Annotated in this window: 18 protein-coding genes; 8 read left to right on the top strand and 10 right to left on the bottom strand. The window is 69.0% G+C overall.

From position 1 onward, the window contains the following. Positions 1 to 87: 87 nt before the first annotated feature. A complete protein-coding gene (locus AS181_RS03525) occupies positions 88 to 546 on the bottom strand; it encodes a DUF3099 domain-containing protein (RefSeq protein ID WP_058250212.1) in 459 nt (152 codons plus the stop codon). Positions 547 to 682: 136 nt separating this feature from the next. Here AS181_RS03525 and AS181_RS03530 point away from each other — a divergent pair, with 136 nt between their 5' ends. Then, positions 683 to 955, top strand: coding sequence for a DUF3039 domain-containing protein (locus AS181_RS03530; protein ID WP_058250213.1), 273 nt, complete (start codon positions 683 to 685; stop codon positions 953 to 955). Between the two features lie 31 nt (positions 956 to 986). On the opposite strand, the gene AS181_RS03535 is transcribed toward AS181_RS03530, so the two are convergent. Further along, on the bottom strand, positions 987 to 2,225 hold the full coding sequence (locus tag AS181_RS03535) for a YihY/virulence factor BrkB family protein (protein WP_058250214.1): 1,239 nt from the start codon (positions 2,223 to 2,225) through the stop codon (positions 987 to 989). Positions 2,226 to 2,508: 283 nt separating this feature from the next. Between AS181_RS03535 and AS181_RS03540 the strand changes: the two genes are divergently transcribed. Further along, positions 2,509 to 4,251: a DEAD/DEAH box helicase gene (locus AS181_RS03540; protein WP_058250215.1), complete on the top strand. Its 1,743-nt coding sequence runs from the start codon at positions 2,509 to 2,511 to the stop codon at positions 4,249 to 4,251. A gap of 151 nt (positions 4,252 to 4,402) precedes the next feature. Here the strand turns inward: AS181_RS03540 and AS181_RS03545 are convergent, their stop codons facing one another. The 4 genes from AS181_RS03545 to ppgK all read right to left on the bottom strand — a co-directional run bounded on the left by AS181_RS03545 (position 4,403) and on the right by ppgK (position 8,748). Continuing rightward, complete coding sequence (locus AS181_RS03545; protein ID WP_004018852.1) at positions 4,403 to 4,609, bottom strand: DUF7455 domain-containing protein; 207 nt, start codon at positions 4,607 to 4,609, stop codon at positions 4,403 to 4,405. Between the two features lie 255 nt (positions 4,610 to 4,864). Then, positions 4,865 to 5,914 (bottom strand): sulfite exporter TauE/SafE family protein, encoded by a 1,050-nt coding sequence (locus tag AS181_RS03550; RefSeq protein ID WP_058250216.1) that lies wholly within the window; start codon positions 5,912 to 5,914, stop codon positions 4,865 to 4,867. 393 nt (positions 5,915 to 6,307) lie between these two features. Further along, positions 6,308 to 7,873: an RNA polymerase sigma factor gene (locus tag AS181_RS03555; RefSeq protein WP_082652848.1), complete on the bottom strand. Its 1,566-nt coding sequence runs from the start codon at positions 7,871 to 7,873 to the stop codon at positions 6,308 to 6,310. Between the two features lie 56 nt (positions 7,874 to 7,929). Further along, positions 7,930 to 8,748 carry a polyphosphate--glucose phosphotransferase gene (gene ppgK / locus AS181_RS03560; RefSeq protein WP_058250218.1) on the bottom strand — a complete coding sequence of 273 codons (819 nt, stop codon included), beginning with the start codon at positions 8,746 to 8,748 and terminating at the stop codon, positions 7,930 to 7,932. A gap of 169 nt (positions 8,749 to 8,917) precedes the next feature. Between ppgK and AS181_RS03565 the strand changes: the two genes are divergently transcribed. Then, on the top strand, positions 8,918 to 9,898 hold the full coding sequence (locus AS181_RS03565) for an inositol monophosphatase family protein (protein WP_058250219.1): 981 nt from the start codon (positions 8,918 to 8,920) through the stop codon (positions 9,896 to 9,898). 54 nt (positions 9,899 to 9,952) lie between these two features. Here AS181_RS03565 and cei read toward each other — a convergent pair whose 3' ends face one another. Further along, positions 9,953 to 10,645 carry an envelope integrity protein Cei gene (gene cei / locus AS181_RS03570; RefSeq protein WP_058250220.1) on the bottom strand — a complete coding sequence of 231 codons (693 nt, stop codon included), beginning with the start codon at positions 10,643 to 10,645 and terminating at the stop codon, positions 9,953 to 9,955. Between the two features lie 410 nt (positions 10,646 to 11,055). On the opposite strand from cei, the gene AS181_RS03575 reads away from it, so the two are divergent. Then, a complete protein-coding gene (locus tag AS181_RS03575; protein ID WP_004018846.1) occupies positions 11,056 to 11,355 on the top strand; it encodes a DUF4193 domain-containing protein in 300 nt (99 codons plus the stop codon). 97 nt (positions 11,356 to 11,452) lie between these two features. On the opposite strand, the gene AS181_RS03580 is transcribed toward AS181_RS03575, so the two are convergent. Beyond that, the gene (locus AS181_RS03580; protein WP_058250221.1) at positions 11,453 to 12,025 is read right to left on the bottom strand and encodes a DUF3093 domain-containing protein; all 573 of its coding nucleotides are present in this window, start codon (positions 12,023 to 12,025) and stop codon (positions 11,453 to 11,455) included. Between the two features lie 22 nt (positions 12,026 to 12,047). Here AS181_RS03580 and dut point away from each other — a divergent pair, with 22 nt between their 5' ends. Then, positions 12,048 to 12,533, top strand: coding sequence for a dUTP diphosphatase (dut, locus tag AS181_RS03585; protein WP_058250222.1), 486 nt, complete (start codon positions 12,048 to 12,050; stop codon positions 12,531 to 12,533). Between the two features lie 109 nt (positions 12,534 to 12,642). Continuing rightward, entirely contained in the window at positions 12,643 to 13,512 is an 870-nt protein-coding gene (locus AS181_RS03590) for a DUF3710 domain-containing protein (RefSeq protein ID WP_058250223.1), read from the top strand. A 24-nt stretch (positions 13,513 to 13,536) separates the two neighbouring features. Here AS181_RS03590 and AS181_RS03595 read toward each other — a convergent pair whose 3' ends face one another. Beyond that, positions 13,537 to 14,268 carry an alpha/beta fold hydrolase gene (locus tag AS181_RS03595; protein WP_058250224.1) on the bottom strand — a complete coding sequence of 244 codons (732 nt, stop codon included), beginning with the start codon at positions 14,266 to 14,268 and terminating at the stop codon, positions 13,537 to 13,539. Between the two features lie 295 nt (positions 14,269 to 14,563). On the opposite strand from AS181_RS03595, the gene AS181_RS03600 reads away from it, so the two are divergent. Both AS181_RS03600 and AS181_RS03605 read left to right on the top strand, forming a co-directional pair. Next, positions 14,564 to 14,938 carry an OB-fold nucleic acid binding domain-containing protein gene (locus AS181_RS03600; protein ID WP_004018839.1) on the top strand — a complete coding sequence of 125 codons (375 nt, stop codon included), beginning with the start codon at positions 14,564 to 14,566 and terminating at the stop codon, positions 14,936 to 14,938. After that, positions 14,935 to 15,657, top strand: coding sequence for a DUF3159 domain-containing protein (locus AS181_RS03605; RefSeq protein WP_058250225.1), 723 nt, complete (start codon positions 14,935 to 14,937; stop codon positions 15,655 to 15,657). The genes AS181_RS03600 and AS181_RS03605 overlap by 4 nt, the downstream gene beginning before the upstream one ends. Here AS181_RS03605 and AS181_RS03610 read toward each other — a convergent pair. Next, complete coding sequence (locus AS181_RS03610) at positions 15,638 to 16,300, bottom strand: potassium channel family protein (protein WP_058250226.1); 663 nt, start codon at positions 16,298 to 16,300, stop codon at positions 15,638 to 15,640. The genes AS181_RS03605 and AS181_RS03610 overlap by 20 nt on opposite strands. Positions 16,301 to 16,314: the final 14 nt, after the last annotated feature.

The following is a 16,314-nucleotide window of genomic DNA, read 5'->3' on the forward strand; positions in this document are numbered from 1 at the left end:
GAAGTTGCTGAGATGTCGCGCGCGGGGGAACCCGAGGGAACGCGGGGAACGCACGGGGCCGCGGTGCCGACCCGTGGTCCGGAGGTGTCAGGCGCGGGGGTCGTCGGGATCGACGACCTGCCCGTCGATGGTGCGCGACAGCTGGTGGTCGGTGCCGGTGTCGGTCAGTGCCGGGGGTCCGACGACGTGATGGTCGGCGCCGTACTTGTACTGGGGGACCTCGCCGCGCTTGCGCGGAGGACGGTCGTTGGCGATCAGGACCGCCGCCCATGGCAGCGGGATGGAGATCGCGACGATGGCCAGCGCCAGTAGTCCGGACCCGGTGATGCCGTAGGCGATACCGGCGATGGCGAGCGCCGGCACGCGGAAAGCCATGAGGAACAGGTACTTACGCACACGCGCTCGGTGCTGGGCCTCGAGCGAGTCCGGTGCGTCGGTGATCAGGTAGGCCTCGGCGCCCGGACGTTTCGACGCGGGATGTCCGTGCTCGTCGACGTGCGGCGACGTGCTGTTGCGGCCGTGCTGTCCGCGACCGGACTCACCCATGGATTCCCTTTGTTCGAACACCCTCTCCACTGTCCTCCTTTTGTCGGTCTATCGCACCCGCCGCCGGGAGCGTAGCGAGCGGGGCGAATGAGCACTCGGGTGTTCCGTCGGCCCGGTTGTGACGCACAATGGACGAATGGGAACCGAAACCATCGAACGCCCGGACCTCGACGAATGGTCCGACACCAAGACCGACGAGCGTCCCGATGCCGACGCGACCGACCGGGGTGACGACGATCGCCCCAAGTTCTTCCACTACGTGAAGAAGAACAAGATCGCCGAGAGTGCGGTCATGGGTAATCATGTCGTCGCCCTCTGCGGCGAGACCTTCCCGGTCACGCGGTCGGCCAAGCCCGGGTCGCCGGTCTGCCCGAAGTGCAAGAAGATCTACAACAAGATGCGCAAGTGACGCGACGCGGCTGATCGGCGGGCGTCGCCGGTCAGCCGCGGTCGCGGTGCCGCGCCTGCCGGCGGATCGGGCCGGAGGACAGCCGGTCGGGCAGGGTCCGGAGTTGTCCGGTGAAGTCGGAGGTCTGGGAGTTCACCCAGTGCCGGACCTGCGTGGTGGTCGACGCCTTCGCGGGCCAGAATTGTTGCACCGCCGCGTTGAACTCGGCGCCGATCACGATGCCGAAGCCCAGTGAGAACGTGAAGAGCAGGAACGCGATCGGTGTGGCCAGCGCCCCGTAGGAGACCCCGGCCTCGGTGATCTTGGTCAGATAGATGCGCAGCACGTAGCTCGCGACCCAGAAGAACACGCCGGCCACGATCGCCCCGCCGATGAGCCGATGCCACGGCAGGGGATTGGGCAGCGCGAGGTGGTAGAGCGTCGTCAGGACGAACAGCAGGAGGACGGCGACGAACGGGAAGTAGCCGTAGTCGATGAGGGTGGTGACGAACGATCCCCACGACTCCGGCACGATCGACCGCAGGTAGTTCGGTCCGAGCGCGACGAGGGGTAGCAGGAACACGGCGACGCTCAGGAAGCCGACGTAGAGGAACAGCGCGAAGAACCGCTGCCACACCGGGTGTCGGACCTCGTGCTGGTCGTGTGCGTGCGCGATCGAGGCGATGAAGCACGAGACGGCCGACGATCCCGCCCACAATGAGATGACGAACCCGACCGACATGAGGCCGATCCGGCCACGCCCGAGCACGCTGTCGACCGTCGGGGTGATCAGGTCGTCGACGACCGTGGGGGTGAAGGTCCGGCCGGCGAGGTCGATGATGCGGGCGTAGACGACGTCGACGGTGTCGGGGCCGAACCAGCCGGCGACGTAACCGACCGAGCCGAGCAGACCGAGCAGCAGCGGCGGCAGCGACAGCGCCTGCCAGAACGCGGCCTGTGCGGCCCAACCGATGATCCCGTCGTCCCAGGACTTGACGATCGTGCGCCAGACCACGCGATGGATGTTCGGCAGGACCGGCAGGCCCGGTCCGGACGCCGCCTCGGTTCGTTCCGGATCGTCGTTCCCGGTCTTCTCCGACCCAGCGTCCGGTTCGGTCGACCCCTTCGCGCCGCGGAGGACTTCGACGTCCCCGGAGGCCGGGGCGGACCGCAGCGGCGCGCGCAGGGGTTCGGTCGCGGCCCCGACATCGGCGAGTGGGTCGCCGATCGGCGCGGTGACCGCAGCCGACACGGGACCCGGCGGGACGGCGGGCGGGCTCGCGGCAACCACCGACGACGGGTCGTCGGCCAGTGGGACCGGATTCCTCTTGCGCGTTGTGATGTGTTCAATATCCCCGATCGGGAGGCCGATTGGGTACCCGGGTCACCAGGCGAGTCGTTCGGATCGCCCACGGGCGCCCGTCGCGGCGGACGCCGCGGCCCGGTGTCGGGATGCGGGAGCTGTCGCGCTTCGGCGGTACCATTGGCGGGTCCCCTCGGGCGCGGGCCCCGCACGCGAGGGGTCGTTTCATGTCCGGCCGGAAACCCGCACGCGTGGAGGAGCAGCCCAGAAGGTGACGTCAGCCGAACCCTCCGGATCCACCGCCGGCCCGAAATTCCAGCTCCGCGCCTGGCAGCGTCGTGCGCTGACCAAGTACCTGACGCAGAAGCCGAAGGACTTCCTCGCCGTGGCGACGCCGGGCGCCGGAAAGACGACGTTCGGCCTGCGTATCGCCCGCGAACTCCTCGATGACCGCACCGTCGACAAGATCACCGTGGTCGCCCCGACCGAACACCTGAAGCACCAGTGGGCCGAGGCCGCCGCGCGGGTCGGGATTGCGCTCGACTCGCGGTTCACCAACGCCGCCGGACAGACCAGCTCGGACTTCCACGGCGTCGTCGTCACCTATGCACAGGTGGCCGCCCATCCCGCCCGGCACCGGGTGCGCACCGAGAACTATCGCACCCTGGTCATCCTCGACGAGATCCACCACGGTGGCGATGCCAAGTCGTGGGGCGAGGCGATCCGGGAGGCCTTCGACGACGCCGAGCGCCGGCTCCTGCTGACCGGTACACCCTTCCGCTCCGACGACTCGCCGATCCCGTTCGTCACCTACGAACCGGAGGCCGGCGGGCATCAGCGCTCCAAAGCCGACCACACCTACGGCTACGCCGACGCACTGAAGGACGGCGTCGTCCGTCCGGTCGTGTTCCTCGCCTACTCCGGTGAGGCCAGCTGGCGCGACAGCGCGGGCGAGGAGTACACCGCCCGGCTGGGTGAACCGCTCTCCGCGGAGCACACCACCCGCGCCTGGCGTACCGCGCTGGACGCCCACGGCGACTGGATTCCGGCGGTCCTCACCGCCGCACACACGCGGCTGGGACAGCTCCGTGCGACCGGCACACCGGATGCGGGCGGGCTGGTCATCGCCACCGATCAGACAGCGGCCCGCGACTACGCCGAACTCCTCACCGCCATCACCGGCAAGCCGCCGACGCTGGTGCTCTCCGACGACCCGAAGTCGTCGTCGAGGATCGGCCAGTTCGCCGCGTCCACCGACGAGTGGATGGTGGCGGTCCGCATGGTGTCCGAGGGTGTCGACGTCCCCCGCCTGGCCGTGGGTGTGTACGCCACCAGCTCGTCGACGCCGCTGTTCTTCGCCCAGGCCATCGGACGGTTCGTGCGATCGCGTCGTCCGGGTGAGACCGCGAGCGTCTTCCTGCCGTCGGTCCCGGTGCTGCTCGACCTCGCCAGCCAGATGGAGGTCGAGCGCGATCACGTGCTCGGCAAGCCGCACCGCGAGAGCGACGGCCTCGACGACCAATTGTTGATCGACGCCAACAAGCAGGAGGACGAGCCGGGGGAGGACGAGCCGAAGTTCCAGTCGCTGCATGCCGACGCCGAACTCGATCAGGTCATCTTCGACGGCACCTCGTTCGGCACGGCCACGTTCGCCGGTAGCGACGAGGAGTCGGACTATCTGGGGTTGCCCGGGCTGCTCGATGCCGACCAGGTGCGTGCCCTCCTGCGCAAACGCCAGGAGGAACAGGTCACGGCGCGGACGGTCGCGTCGTCCTCGGAGTCGTCGGCTGCCGAGCCGCCCACTCCCGGCCGGCCGGCGGGAACCACCGGCGAGAATTTGCACGCCCTGCGCAAGGAACTGAATACGCTCGTCGCGATGCATCATCACCGCACGGGCAAACCACACGGCATGGTGCACAACGAGTTGCGGACTCGGCTGGGCGGGCCCCCGACCGCCATGGCGAGCGCCGATCAGCTGAAGGAACGAATCGCCGCACTGCGCGAGTGGCGCTGATACACACTGCGCGAGTGGCGCTGATTGACGCTGCGCCAGTGGCGCTGGTCGGGCGGCCCGGAACAGGCCCCGGACACGACAGAGCCCGGCCGGATTGCTCCGGCCGGGCTCTGTGCGCGTAGGGAAAGCCCGCGTTCGATCGTCGGAGGTGTCAGACCAGCTCGCCGGCGGATTCGACGACGGTGGCGCTCAACTCGACAAGGCGGGCCTCGTGCTCGTTGAAGTGGTGGCGGCAGAAGAGAAGTTCGCCGCCCTTGGGCAGGACGGCCCGTACCTTGGCTGCGGCGCCGCAGCGATCACAGCGATCGGCGGCAGTGAGCGGCAGGTAGATCGGGGCTGTGGTGGCGATGTCAGTCATGTTCGTTCCTCCGTCCCGGTCCGGCGCCGGGTGTCCGGTCGCCTTCCCTTCGAGCCGACACATCCGGGCGATGCGTCAACCTCACTCTGTCAGACGCTCGGGGCGTTCGTATTGTTCCGACGGTGCTCTCGGTGTGTCGTCACTCACCGTTTACACCCGGCAACAACTCAACAACGATCGCCCGAACGCAATGCGACCCGGCCATGGGGCCGGGTCGCACCACTCTACGCGTTGTGCGCGGGACGAGTCGTTCGGTCAGCTCGTCCGCGTGGGGGTGTGTGTTCCGCTCGCACCCGCATCGGGTTCGGGTGCGGAGTCCGCGGCCGGGATGTCCGACGTCGACGTTCCCTCGGAGCCGGGGCGTTCCGCGCCCTCGGCGCCCACGAGCGCCTCTTCCTGCTCCTCGCGGAAATGGGTGACCGCGTCGGAGGACTCGTTCTCCCGGTCGCGCAGGTACTCGCGGAGCGAGTAGGCGAACGCCGCGGCCCAGGCGATGGCGATCACGATGTAGAAGACGTTGCGCACCGAGCCGGGGGCGTCGATGAAGTCGCTCTTCAGCAGGCTGCGGGTGTTCGTGAGGACGATCAGGCCGCCGACCGAGGCGCCCAGCAGACGCGGCGGGATGTGACGCACGAGCCAGGCCGCGATCGGAGCGGCGATCACGCCGCCGACGAGGATGGCCGCGACCCATGCGAAGTTGATTCCCTGCGAACCGAGACTGAACAGGAAGCCGAGGCTCGCTGCGACGGCGATGATGAACTCGCTCGTGTCGATCGAACCGATCACCTTGCGGGGCTCGAGACGGCCGCTGGCCAGGATGGCCGGGGTGCCGACCGGACCCCAACCGCCGCCACCGGTGGCGTCGACGAATCCGGCGACGAATCCGAGCGGGCTGAGGAATCGCTTGCGCAGCGGCTTGCCGAGGTTGTGGCGGGGGATGCCCTGGAAAGTGAACCGCACCAGGATGTAGAGCCCCAGCAGCAGCAGGATCACGGCCATGACCGGCGCAGCGGTCTCGGTGGAGAGATTCGACAGGATCGTGGCGCCGAGGAAGGCGCCGATGGCTCCCGGAATCGCGATACGGCGCACGACGCGCCAGTCGACGTTCCCGAACTTCCAGTGCGAGACGCCGGAGACCAGCGTGGTGCCGATCTCGGCCAGGTGCACGGTGGCCGAGGCGGCAGCCGGGTTGGTACCGATGGCGAGGAGGAGGGTCGTGGTGGTGACGCCATAAGCCATGCCGAGACTGCCGTCGACGAGCTGAGCAGCGAAGCCGACGAGGCCGATCAGGACAATCGTTCTCATAGTGGGTCTTTCCGGGAAGTCACGTCGTCAGGGACGTGACGAGGCTGGGGCAGGCACTCGGTGCCCGCGACGAAGTGGAACGCGGAGGAGGGGATCGCAGGTGGCGTTCTCGCCCTCGGGTGGGGTCTGTCGCGTCACAGACACAGCATCGATGCTGTGCGCAGCAGGTCGACGGTGGCACGACGCACCAGCATGGCGCCGCGTCTGCTCCCGGTCACTGCGTAAGTCACCGCGCCATCCTATGTAGTGCGTCCCCGAAAGCCCGAGAATCCGGTCGTGTCCAAATCGGAGCGCGCAGAACTATTGACAGATCGATGTCTATGTGGGTGGCAGAACGACATCGCCCCCGGAACCGTGAGGTTCCGGGGGCGATCAGGGTGTTGTCGTCACCGACTAGTCGAGATAGTCGCGCAGGACCTGCGAGCGCGACGGGTGACGCAGCTTCGACATCGTCTTCGACTCGATCTGACGGATGCGCTCGCGGGTCACGCCGTACACCTGCCCGATCTCGTCGAGGGTGCGGGGCTGGCCGTCGGTCAGTCCGAAGCGGAGGCGGACCACGCCGGCCTCACGTTCGGACAAGGTCTCGAGCACCGACTGCAGTTGATCCTGCAACAGCGTGAAGCTGACCGCGTCGACCGCGACGACGGCTTCGGAGTCCTCGATGAAGTCGCCGAGCTGGCTGTCGCCCTCATCGCCGATGGTCTGGTCCAGCGAGATGGGTTCCCGGGCGTACTGCTGGATCTCCAGCACCTTCTCCGGGGTGATGTCCATCTCCTTGGCGAGTTCTTCCGGCGTCGGCTCGCGGCCGAGGTCCTGGAGGAGTTCACGCTGGATGCGACCGAGCTTGTTGATGACCTCGACCATGTGCACCGGGATACGGATGGTGCGGGCCTGGTCGGCCATGGCGCGGGTGATCGCCTGACGGATCCACCAGGTGGCATACGTCGAGAACTTGTAGCCCTTGGTGTAGTCGAACTTCTCGACCGCGCGGATCAGACCGAGGTTGCCCTCCTGGATGAGATCCAGGAACGCCATACCGCGGCCCGTGTAGCGCTTGGCCAGCGACACGACGAGGCGCAGGTTCGCCTCGAGCAGGTGGTTCTTGGCGCGGTTGCCGTCGCGGGAGATCCAGTTCAGGTCACGCTTCTGGGCGGTGCTGAGCTTCTCGCCGGCATCCATGATGCGCCTAAGACGTTCGGTGGCGAACAGTCCGGCCTCGATGCGCTTGGCGAGTTCGACCTCTTCCTCGGCGTTGAGGAGGGCGACCTTGCCGATCTGCTTCAGGTACGCGCGGACACTGTCGGCGGAGGCGGTGAGCTCGGCGTCCTTGCGGGCCTGACGCAGCGCCTCGGACTCCTCTTCGTCCCAGACGAAGTCGCCGGACTTCGCGGCGGCGGCCTCGTCCTTGGACGCGGCCTTCGCGGCGGCCTGGGTCGCGCCGCCGGCGGCGGGCGCGGTCGCCTCCTCGGACTCGTCGTCGTCCTCCGACTCGTCCTCGGAGTCGTCGTCGTCGACCTCCAGGTCGTCGTCGATCTCGACGTCCTCGAGTTCGGCGTCGGGACCGTCGATGTCGTCGATCGAGTCCGGATCGTCGGGCTCGGCGTTCGGATCGTCGCCGGAACCCTCCGCGGACGCGGCCTTCTTGGCGGCCTTCTTCGGTGCCGCCTTCTTGGTGGCCTTCTTCGCCGGGGCCTTCTTGGCGGGGGCCTTGCGGGCAGCGGTCTTCTTCGCAGCCTTCTTGGCGGTTCGCTTCGCCGGGGCGTCGGTCGCGGCTGGGGTCGACTCCGTCGACTCGGCCTCTGCATCACCCTGGTGGGTCGTGATGGCTGCCACGTACAACCTTTCGAACTGTCTTCTGTGGTGTCTTCTGTCGTCTGTCACCAGACGCGACACGGCAGCATGAGCCGCCGTGGACGAGGTCTTGGTTTCTCGGTTGGAATGACCGGTGACGACCATTGTAACGACATCGCCGTCCCCGGTGTGTCAAAGCCCTGGTCACGCCCTGCGCGGCGTCACGTCTTCAGCCCCTGGGCCACTGCCATGGCCGCACCGACGATGCCGGCGGTGTTCAACAGCGTCGCCGGTACCACGGGCGTCTTGTTGGTCAGCAGCGGAATCCACTTGTCGGACTTGCGGCTGATACCGCCGCCGGCGATGAAGAGATTCGGCCAGAACAGCGCCTCGTAGGTCTCGAGGACCTCGGAGACCTTCTCGGTCCACTTCTCGTACGACCAGCCCTTCTCTTCGCGGACACGCGAAGACGCCTGGTGCTCGGCCTCCTTCTTGCCGACCTGTAGGTGACCGAGCTCGGTGTTGGGCACGAGGGTGCCGTTGATCAGGATCGCCGACCCGATACCGGTTCCGAACGTCAGCAGCATCACGACCCCCGCGACGCCCTTGCCCGCGCCGTACGCGTCCTCGGCCATACCCGCGGCGTCGGCGTCGTTGAGGACCGACACCTGCCTACCGCCGAGGTGTCCGCTGAAGAGGTCGTAGACGTCGGTGCCGATCCAGGCCTTGTCGATGTTCGCCGCCGTACGCATGATCCCGTCGGTCACGACCCCGGGGAGGGTGACACCCACCGGGCCGGTCCAGTCGAAATGCGCGACCACCTCGGCGACGCCCCGGGCCACGGCCTCGGGTGTCGCGGGCTGCGGGGTGAGCACCTTGAACCGTTCGCCGACGAGTTCACCGGTGTCGAGATCGACGATGCCGCCCTTGATCCCGGAACCGCCGACGTCGACCCCGAAACCGAGGTTCGTCGGAGGTGTCGGATCATCGGGGCCGGCGACATCGGAGTCGGACGATCCGGGGACGGACGTGTCGGTCATGGCGGGCTCCCTGTCCGGGTCGGTGTCTGAGGGTGGGGGCAATCCGAGACCAGCCTATTCACGCGACCGGCGCAACGCCCGTCATCGCAACGCATGTCGACACGATTCGACCACGCAGGGGGAGAGATCGGTCACCGCGATCGGTGGTGCGCACCGGCCATGTGCTCACATGGAGGGCGTGGATCAGACAATTCCGGTGGACGAGCTCGCCGCGGTCGCCGGCGCCGTGGCCCGGGAGGCCGCCGCGCACGTACGTCGCCGCCGGCCCGAATTGTTCGGTGCGACACCGGGACACGGTGAGCCGCCGCAGCCCGCCGCGGTGGATTCCACCGTGCAGTCCGTGTCGACGAAGTCGACGGTGCAGCCGGTGTCGACGAAGTCGACGGTGCAGCCGGTGTCGACGAAGTCGACGGTGCAGCCGGTGTCGACGAAGTCGACGGAAACCGATCCGGTCACCCTCGCCGACACCGAGACCGAACGCCTGATCCGCTCCCTGCTCCGTGAGGCGCGCCCCGACGACGAGGTGCTGGGCGAGGAGGACGGCGGGAGCCGGGCGGTGCCTACCGGTGTCCGATGGGTGGTCGATCCGATCGATGGGACCGTCAACTTCATGTACGGCGTGCCGGCCTATGCGGTGTCCATCGCGGCCCAGGTCGACGGACAGTCGGTCGCCGGGGTCGTCGTCGACGTCGCCCGCGACGTCACGTACGGCGCGACCCTCGGCGGGGGAGCGTGGGCGGCGGACTCCGCCGGGGTACGCCGGCCGCTCCGCTGCAATCCGGTCGACAGGGCCGAACTGGCGCTCGTCGCAACGGGTTTCGGGTACGACGCGGCGCGCCGCCGGCAGCAGGGACGCATCGTCGCCGAACTGCTCCCTCGTGTCCGCGACGTCCGACGCATCGGCGCCGCGGCCCTCGACCTCTGCATGGTCGCGGCCGGCGCGGTCGACGCCCACTACGAACACGGTCTGAGCCCGTGGGACTGGGCCGCCGGCGGGCTGATCGCCGCCGAGGCCGGCGCCGTCGTCCAGACTCCGCCACCGGATTCACGGGCCGACGAGGGTCACATCACCGTCGCTGTCGCGCCCGGGGTGGCCGACGAATTCCTCGCGCTGCTCGACGAATTCGACGCCCGCAGCCCGCTCACCTGACGGCACTCCCGCGTCTCGCCATGGGGTCGGCGGCCGCCGCACGGCGCTTGGAGGTCAGCAGGGGGCGGAGTGCACGGCCTCGACGAGGACCGGGTCGACACCACTCGCCGGATTCTTCGGATCCGCCGACCGCAGCGCCTCCAGGGCGGCCTGCGCGTCCTGCGACATCTCGCCACCCGAGTGGTGGACCCCGAGTGCGACGTCGATGGCCGTACCGCGCCGGCCGTCGTCGACCAACTGGGCGCACGGGAACGCCAGCCACGTGGCCGCCGCCGCCGCGCGACCGGCCGGCCCGAACCGGATCTGTGCGACACAGTTGAGATCCCGATTGGGATAGACCGGGTCATCGGCGTACGGCGTGTCCGGCACCGGGCTGAACCCCTGCGCGGTCAGGTCGTCGGACACCGTTCGGGCCGCGCCTCGTTCGTCGGAGGCGTTGAGGACGCGGACGCCGAAGGTCGACAGCGGGGCCGGAGCGACTCCGAGCATCTCGTCCCGTCCGACGACGGTGAGGCTCGGCGGGGCCGGCGGAGGTGGCGCGCCCGCTTCCACCGACGTCGGCGGAGTCGGTTGATTGCACGCTGTCGGAACGGATTCGGACTCGCCGCCGCCCAGCGCAACCGCCCACACCACCACGCCGACGACCATCAGGACGACGACCGTGACGATCGCCGGTGCGTAGCGCCGCCGGCGGTAGGGTCGGCCCTGCTCGTCGGTCGGATAGCCGACCGTAATCTTCGACACCACCGTGGACTGACTCCTCACTGGGCGTTGCGTGATCTCGGATCACTGTAGAGGGTGACCCCGCAGTGCCCCGCGAGCCTCGCCGGGAGCGGTACGACTGGGGTGTACCGGGGCATGGATCGGGCGCCGAACCCAAACTTACCGACGAGTTGGGTCCCGGGTATTGACCTCCGATAGCGTGTCGACTATGCTTCGGGCGCCCGCGCTTCCAGACCCGGGGTGCGCCCGATATGAAACCGTGATCGAAATCACGCAATACGTCTGATCCTCTGGTACGAATCTCGCCCGAGACGACGTTGCAGTGACCCCATCGGTAAGACAATCCCGGCGGAGTCGTGCGCAATAACACCGGGTGGCGACGCCAGCGCCGTCACCGTGAGCGCCCCTCACACTCTCGACAAGTTAGGCAAGGAATGGCTACAGATTACGACGCGCCACGACGGACGGAGACCGAGGACCTCAACGAGGACTCGCTCGAAGAACTGAAGGCTCGACGCAGCGAGGCGCAGTCCTCGGCAGTGGATGTCGACGAGAGTGATACCGCGGAGTCCTTCGAACTCCCGGGCGCCGATCTCTCGGGCGAGGAACTGTCCGTGCGTGTCATCCCCAAGCAGGCCGACGAGTTCACCTGTACCAGCTGCTTTCTCGTCTACCACCGCAGCCGGTTGGCCGAGGAGAACGGAAGCTCGCTCATCTGCGTCGACTGCGCGTGAGATGAACTGAGTCCAGCTGTCACAGCTGATGAAGGGGGCCGACGCCGAATACGGCGCGGCCCCTTCGTCGTGTCTCGGGTAGGAAGTCGTGCCCGGGTCAGGCGGTGGGTGCGGGACGGTCGGCCGCGGCGTCGTCGACGCCCAGCGCCGCAAGGAGTTCGGCGGGCCGACGTGTCGAGACCAGCCAATACGGTGTCGGGTCGTCGGGGTCGTCGAGCACGATGAGGACCATCGTCTTCACCCAGGAGCGGTGCACGAGATAGGCCGCCGGGTCGAGCTGCCGCCCGAGTGCGGCGCTCTTCGCGGTCGCCGGGACCGTCGCCGCCCGCGCGACGACGGCGCGCGGCAGGACCGCGCGGTGGGCATGCAGCTCCCGATCCGCGGTCACCCGGACGCGGGTGCGGCTCATCGACCACAGCATCACGACGCACAGCACGCCGGTGGCCACGTATCCGATGATGCTCCAGGCGCTGCCGCGCGCCGACAGCTGGATCTCGTAGCCCACCACGCCGGTGAGGACCACGGCTGCCAACCACCACCACCACGGCACGTACAGGCGCTCGTCGAACAGATCGGCGGTCGAGTCGGTGACGCCGGCGTTCCGCCCGGTGGGTGCGGGGGAGGCGTCCGAGGGTCCTCCGGGGCGCTCGGGCGAATGATCTGCGGTCACGTGACCAGCGTAGTCTGCCTGCGTGGCCTCAGATCTCCCCCCTGCGCACCCCGCTGACCCGGCGCCGATCGCGCTCCGACGCCTCGATCCCGACCTACCGCTGCCGACCAGGGCGCACCCCGGGGACGCGGGGGTCGATCTCTATTCGACGATCGATCTCGAACTGCCCGCCGGACGCCGTCAACTCGTCGGGACCGGGATCGCCGTGGCGTTGCCGATCGGCACCGTGGGGCTGATCCACCCGAGGTCGGGACTGGCCGCCCGGGCCGGCCTGTCGGTCGTGAACACCCCCGGCACCATCGACGCGGGCTATCGCGGGGAGATCAAGGTCTGTCTGATCAACCATGATCCGGAGCAGACGATCTCCATCTCGCGGGGCGACCGCATAGCCCAGCTGATCGTGCAGCGCGTCGAGCTGCCCGACTTCGTCGAGGTCGACGAACTCGACGAGACCGCACGCGGCGACGGCGGGTACGGATCGAGCGGGGGATCGGCGATTCTCGCCTGACCTCTTCGGTGAACCGTCGGCCGGGGCTCTCCCCGACGGGAGTCGATTAGTGTTTCCCGTGTGTCCGGCGGATCGTAGTCGCCGGCGGTGACGAACGAGGAGTGACGCGATGGCACAGGACGGATCAGAGGAGCTGCGGGTCGGTCAGGCGCGCGGTCCCTATGACATCGACGCACTGGCGACCCGGCCGCAAGAGCTCGAGAACTCCCATCTGGACCTCGGATCGGTGCTGGTCCCGGTGGTCGAGGGTGGCCAGGTCACCGTCGAGATGTCCGAGGCCCACCAGCCGCAGAACGTGTATCTGGTGACCCCCATCGGCCGGATCTCGGTGAGCGCCTTCGCCGCACCCAAGTCCCCCGGGATGTGGCGTGAGGTGGTCCGTGAGCTGGCCGCTTCCCTCCGCGACGACGGCGCGGCCACGAGTGTCGAAGACGGGCACTGGGGGCGTGAGGTGGTCGCCGAGACGGACGGTGCGACCCACCGGTTCATCGGGGTCGACGGCCCGCGCTGGCTCGTCCGGTGCGTGGGCAGCGGACCCACCGAGCATGCGGACGACCTCGCACGGTTGAGCCGCGCCGTACTGGCCGAGACGGTGGTCCGACGCGGGTCCGAGCCGTTCCCCCCGCGGGATCCGCTGCCCGTCGTGTTGCCGCCGGTGCTCGCCGAGCAGGTCGCGGCCGCCCAGCAGCAGATGTTCGCCGGCCCCCCGGCCGGACAAGACTCCCCGGACCCCTCCGCCCAGGACGCGGGCCCGGGTGACGCGATCGACGATTCGGTACCCGTTGCCGGGGGCGCGCTCGATCAGGTCGCCCACGCCACCGTCTACGGGGAGAACGCCTACCGCGACGAGCCGGAGGCGGTCGCCGCCCCGGATGCGGAGTCCGCGGCTCCGGTGGCTCCCACCGATCCCGAGATCGACGAGGAGCCGTTGCCGCCGTCGTCGGGTTCGGCGATGCAGCGCTTCCGCCGCCGCCGCTGAAGCTCCGGCCACACCGGGCTCCGATCACCCCGGCGGGTCGGTGAGTTCGACAAGCCCGGCCCGGAGCTTGTCTCCCAGCACACCCGGATCGTGGCCCCAGTCGTCGAGCGTGATCTCGACGAGGGTCGATTGCGGTGCGGCAGCATGCCATTCGCGGGCGACGGCGATGGGGTGGACCGGATCGTCGGCGGCCGCGACGATGGCCAGCGGCACCGTGAGCCCGGCAATCTCGGCCGGCGTCGGCGCCCGATGACGAGCCGCCTCGCGCAACATGCCGGCGAGGCCCGGGTGCAGACCCCGCCACGACCGGGTCAGTTCCGCGGCCAGCCAGGCCGGGCTGCTGCTCGCCATCGCCGCGATGGTCGCCTCGAGTCCGTCGCGTTCGAGCGCATCGGCGGTGGCGCCGGCACTCGCGGCCGCGGGTGCCGAGTGGGCGTCGCCGCTCCACGCCGGCAGCGCGGCGAGCACCCCGGCGCAGCGTCGGCCGGTGTCGCGCAGGGCCCACTCGAGCGCGATCGCGGCCCCGATCGACACCCCGCCCACGAGGATCGAGCGGTGGGCTCCGGCGGCCCGCTCCAGCCCGCGAAGGTGGCCGTCGATCAACGGCGTCGTCGGGTCCAGCGCGACGAGCTCTACCTCCAGGTCAGCTGCGGCGCGCTGAAAGGAACGCGTGACGTGATCGGCGTCGGAGCCCGTTCCGGGGATGCCGACGAGAGCCGTCGGGCGAGGGCGGTGCGGACCGTCGGTGCCAGGCATCAGGGCATCATCCCCTAGTGGTATGTCTCGGAAATAGGTGGCCGGTATCCGGTGGGGCGCCGGGGACCATTCGCTTGTTTCCGAGACACACCACTAGGGTGTCCCGAGGCCCCCGCGCAGACCTGGACAGCGGGGGTCCGGCGACCACGGAATGGCCCCGCGGTCGCCGACGTTGTCACTGGCCGAGGCCGAGGTCTACGCTGGCGGGCAGGTCACCGATCACTCGTTCGGCGACCCACGGACACCGCTCTGTACAGCCCTGCGGTGCCGGCCGAAATCCATTGGGAGGGTCGAGATGCCCACTGCCGGCTATCTCAAACGACTGACCCGTCGGCTGACCGAAGATCTCGGTGACGCCGACGCAGAGAAGATCGCCGAGGAATCCAAGGCGACAGGTGCCCAGCGCGCATCCGAGTGCTGCCGCGGTGACGAGGTCACCATGCACGGCGAACTGCGTGCCGTCGAGACCTGTTCGCGCTCGGCCAAGGCGGGGGTGAAGGCCGAGTTCTTCGACGGCTCCGACATCGTGATGCTGAAGTGGCTGGGCCGTAACCGCATCACCGGCATCGAGCCCGGCCGCAAGGTCACCGTCCGGGGCCGGCTCGCCGAGCAGGACGGCCACAAGGTGATCTACAACCCTTATTACGAGTTGCACGGCGTCGACGAGTGACCGGTCCGCTCCCCGAGCATCCGGCCTCGAGACAGGCGGACGCCGAACCGTCGGCACCCGGACCGTCAGTACCCGAGCGGACGGCGCCCACGGTCCTCGAACAGATCGGTGGCGTCTCCGGCCTGGTCTATTCGACGGTGCCCGTCGTGGTGTTCGTCCCCGTCAACTCCTTCTTCGACCTCCGGACCGCCATCTACGCGGCGCTCGGCGTGGCGGCGCTGCTCTTCGTCGTACGGCTCGTGCGCCGCGAACCCCTGACCCCCGCGATCTCGGGTCTGCTCGGCGTCGCCATCTGCGTCTTCATCGCCGACCGGGTGGGGGATGCCAAGGGCTACTTCCTCTTCGGGATCTGGAGCACCCTCGTCTATGCGATCGTGTTCGCCGTCTCGATCCTGGTGCGGTGGCCCCTCATCGGGGTGGCCTGGCATCTGATCAACGGCGAGGGTTCCGGCTGGCGCAAGCAGCGTTCCATCCTCCGCGCCTACGACATCGCCACCGCACTGTGGGCGGTGCTCTTCGCGGCGCGCTATCTGACGCAGTCGGAACTGTACGACGACGGGGCCACCGGGTGGCTGGCGTTCGCGCGCATCGCGATGGGGTGGCCGCTGACCGCGCTCGTGGTGCTCGCGACGATCCTCCTGGTCCGCCGGGCGCAGCGAGCCGAGGCGGCGCGCGCCGGCACCCCGCCGGACGCGGACGTCACCGCGCGATCTGCATAGCCTCGTAGAGGGCGGGCTCGGCCTCGGTGGGCGCGATGAAGACCAGTTCGTCGCCGCCCTCGATGGGGTCGTCGCGCTGCGGGACGATGACGCGGCCGCCGCGCAGGATCGCGACGAGCGCGGCGTCGCGCGGCAGTTCCAGCTTCCGGACGGGCTTGCCGGCGAGGGGAGTGTTCGACGGCAGGGTGAGTTCGACGAGGTTGGCCTGCCCCTGACGGAACGTCATCAACCGGACCAGATCGCCGACGGACACCGCCTCCTCGACCAGGGAGGCGAGCAGGCGCGGGGTCGAGACTGCGACGTCGACCCCCCAGTCCTCGCCGAACAGCCACTCGTTACGCGGGTCGTTGACGCGGGCGACGACCCGATTGACGGCGAACTCGGTCTTCGCGAGCAGGCTCACGACGAGGTTGGCCTTGTCGTCGCCGGTCGCGGCGATCATGACGTCGTAGGTCTGTAGTTGCGCCTCTTCGAGATTGGCGAGTTCACACGCGTCGGCGAGTACCCACCCCGCGCCGACGACGGAGTCGGTGTCGATGTGGCCGGCGTTGCGCTCGAAGAGCGTGACCTCGTGGGCGTTCACCAGCAGTTCGCGGGCGATCGAGCGCCCGACCGCGCCGGCTCCGGCGATGGCGACCTTCACTTCGGGACTCCTTC

This window comes from Gordonia sp. SGD-V-85 (genome assembly GCF_001456905.1).
GTDB classification, from domain to species: Bacteria; Actinomycetota; Actinomycetes; order Mycobacteriales; family Mycobacteriaceae; genus Gordonia; species Gordonia hongkongensis.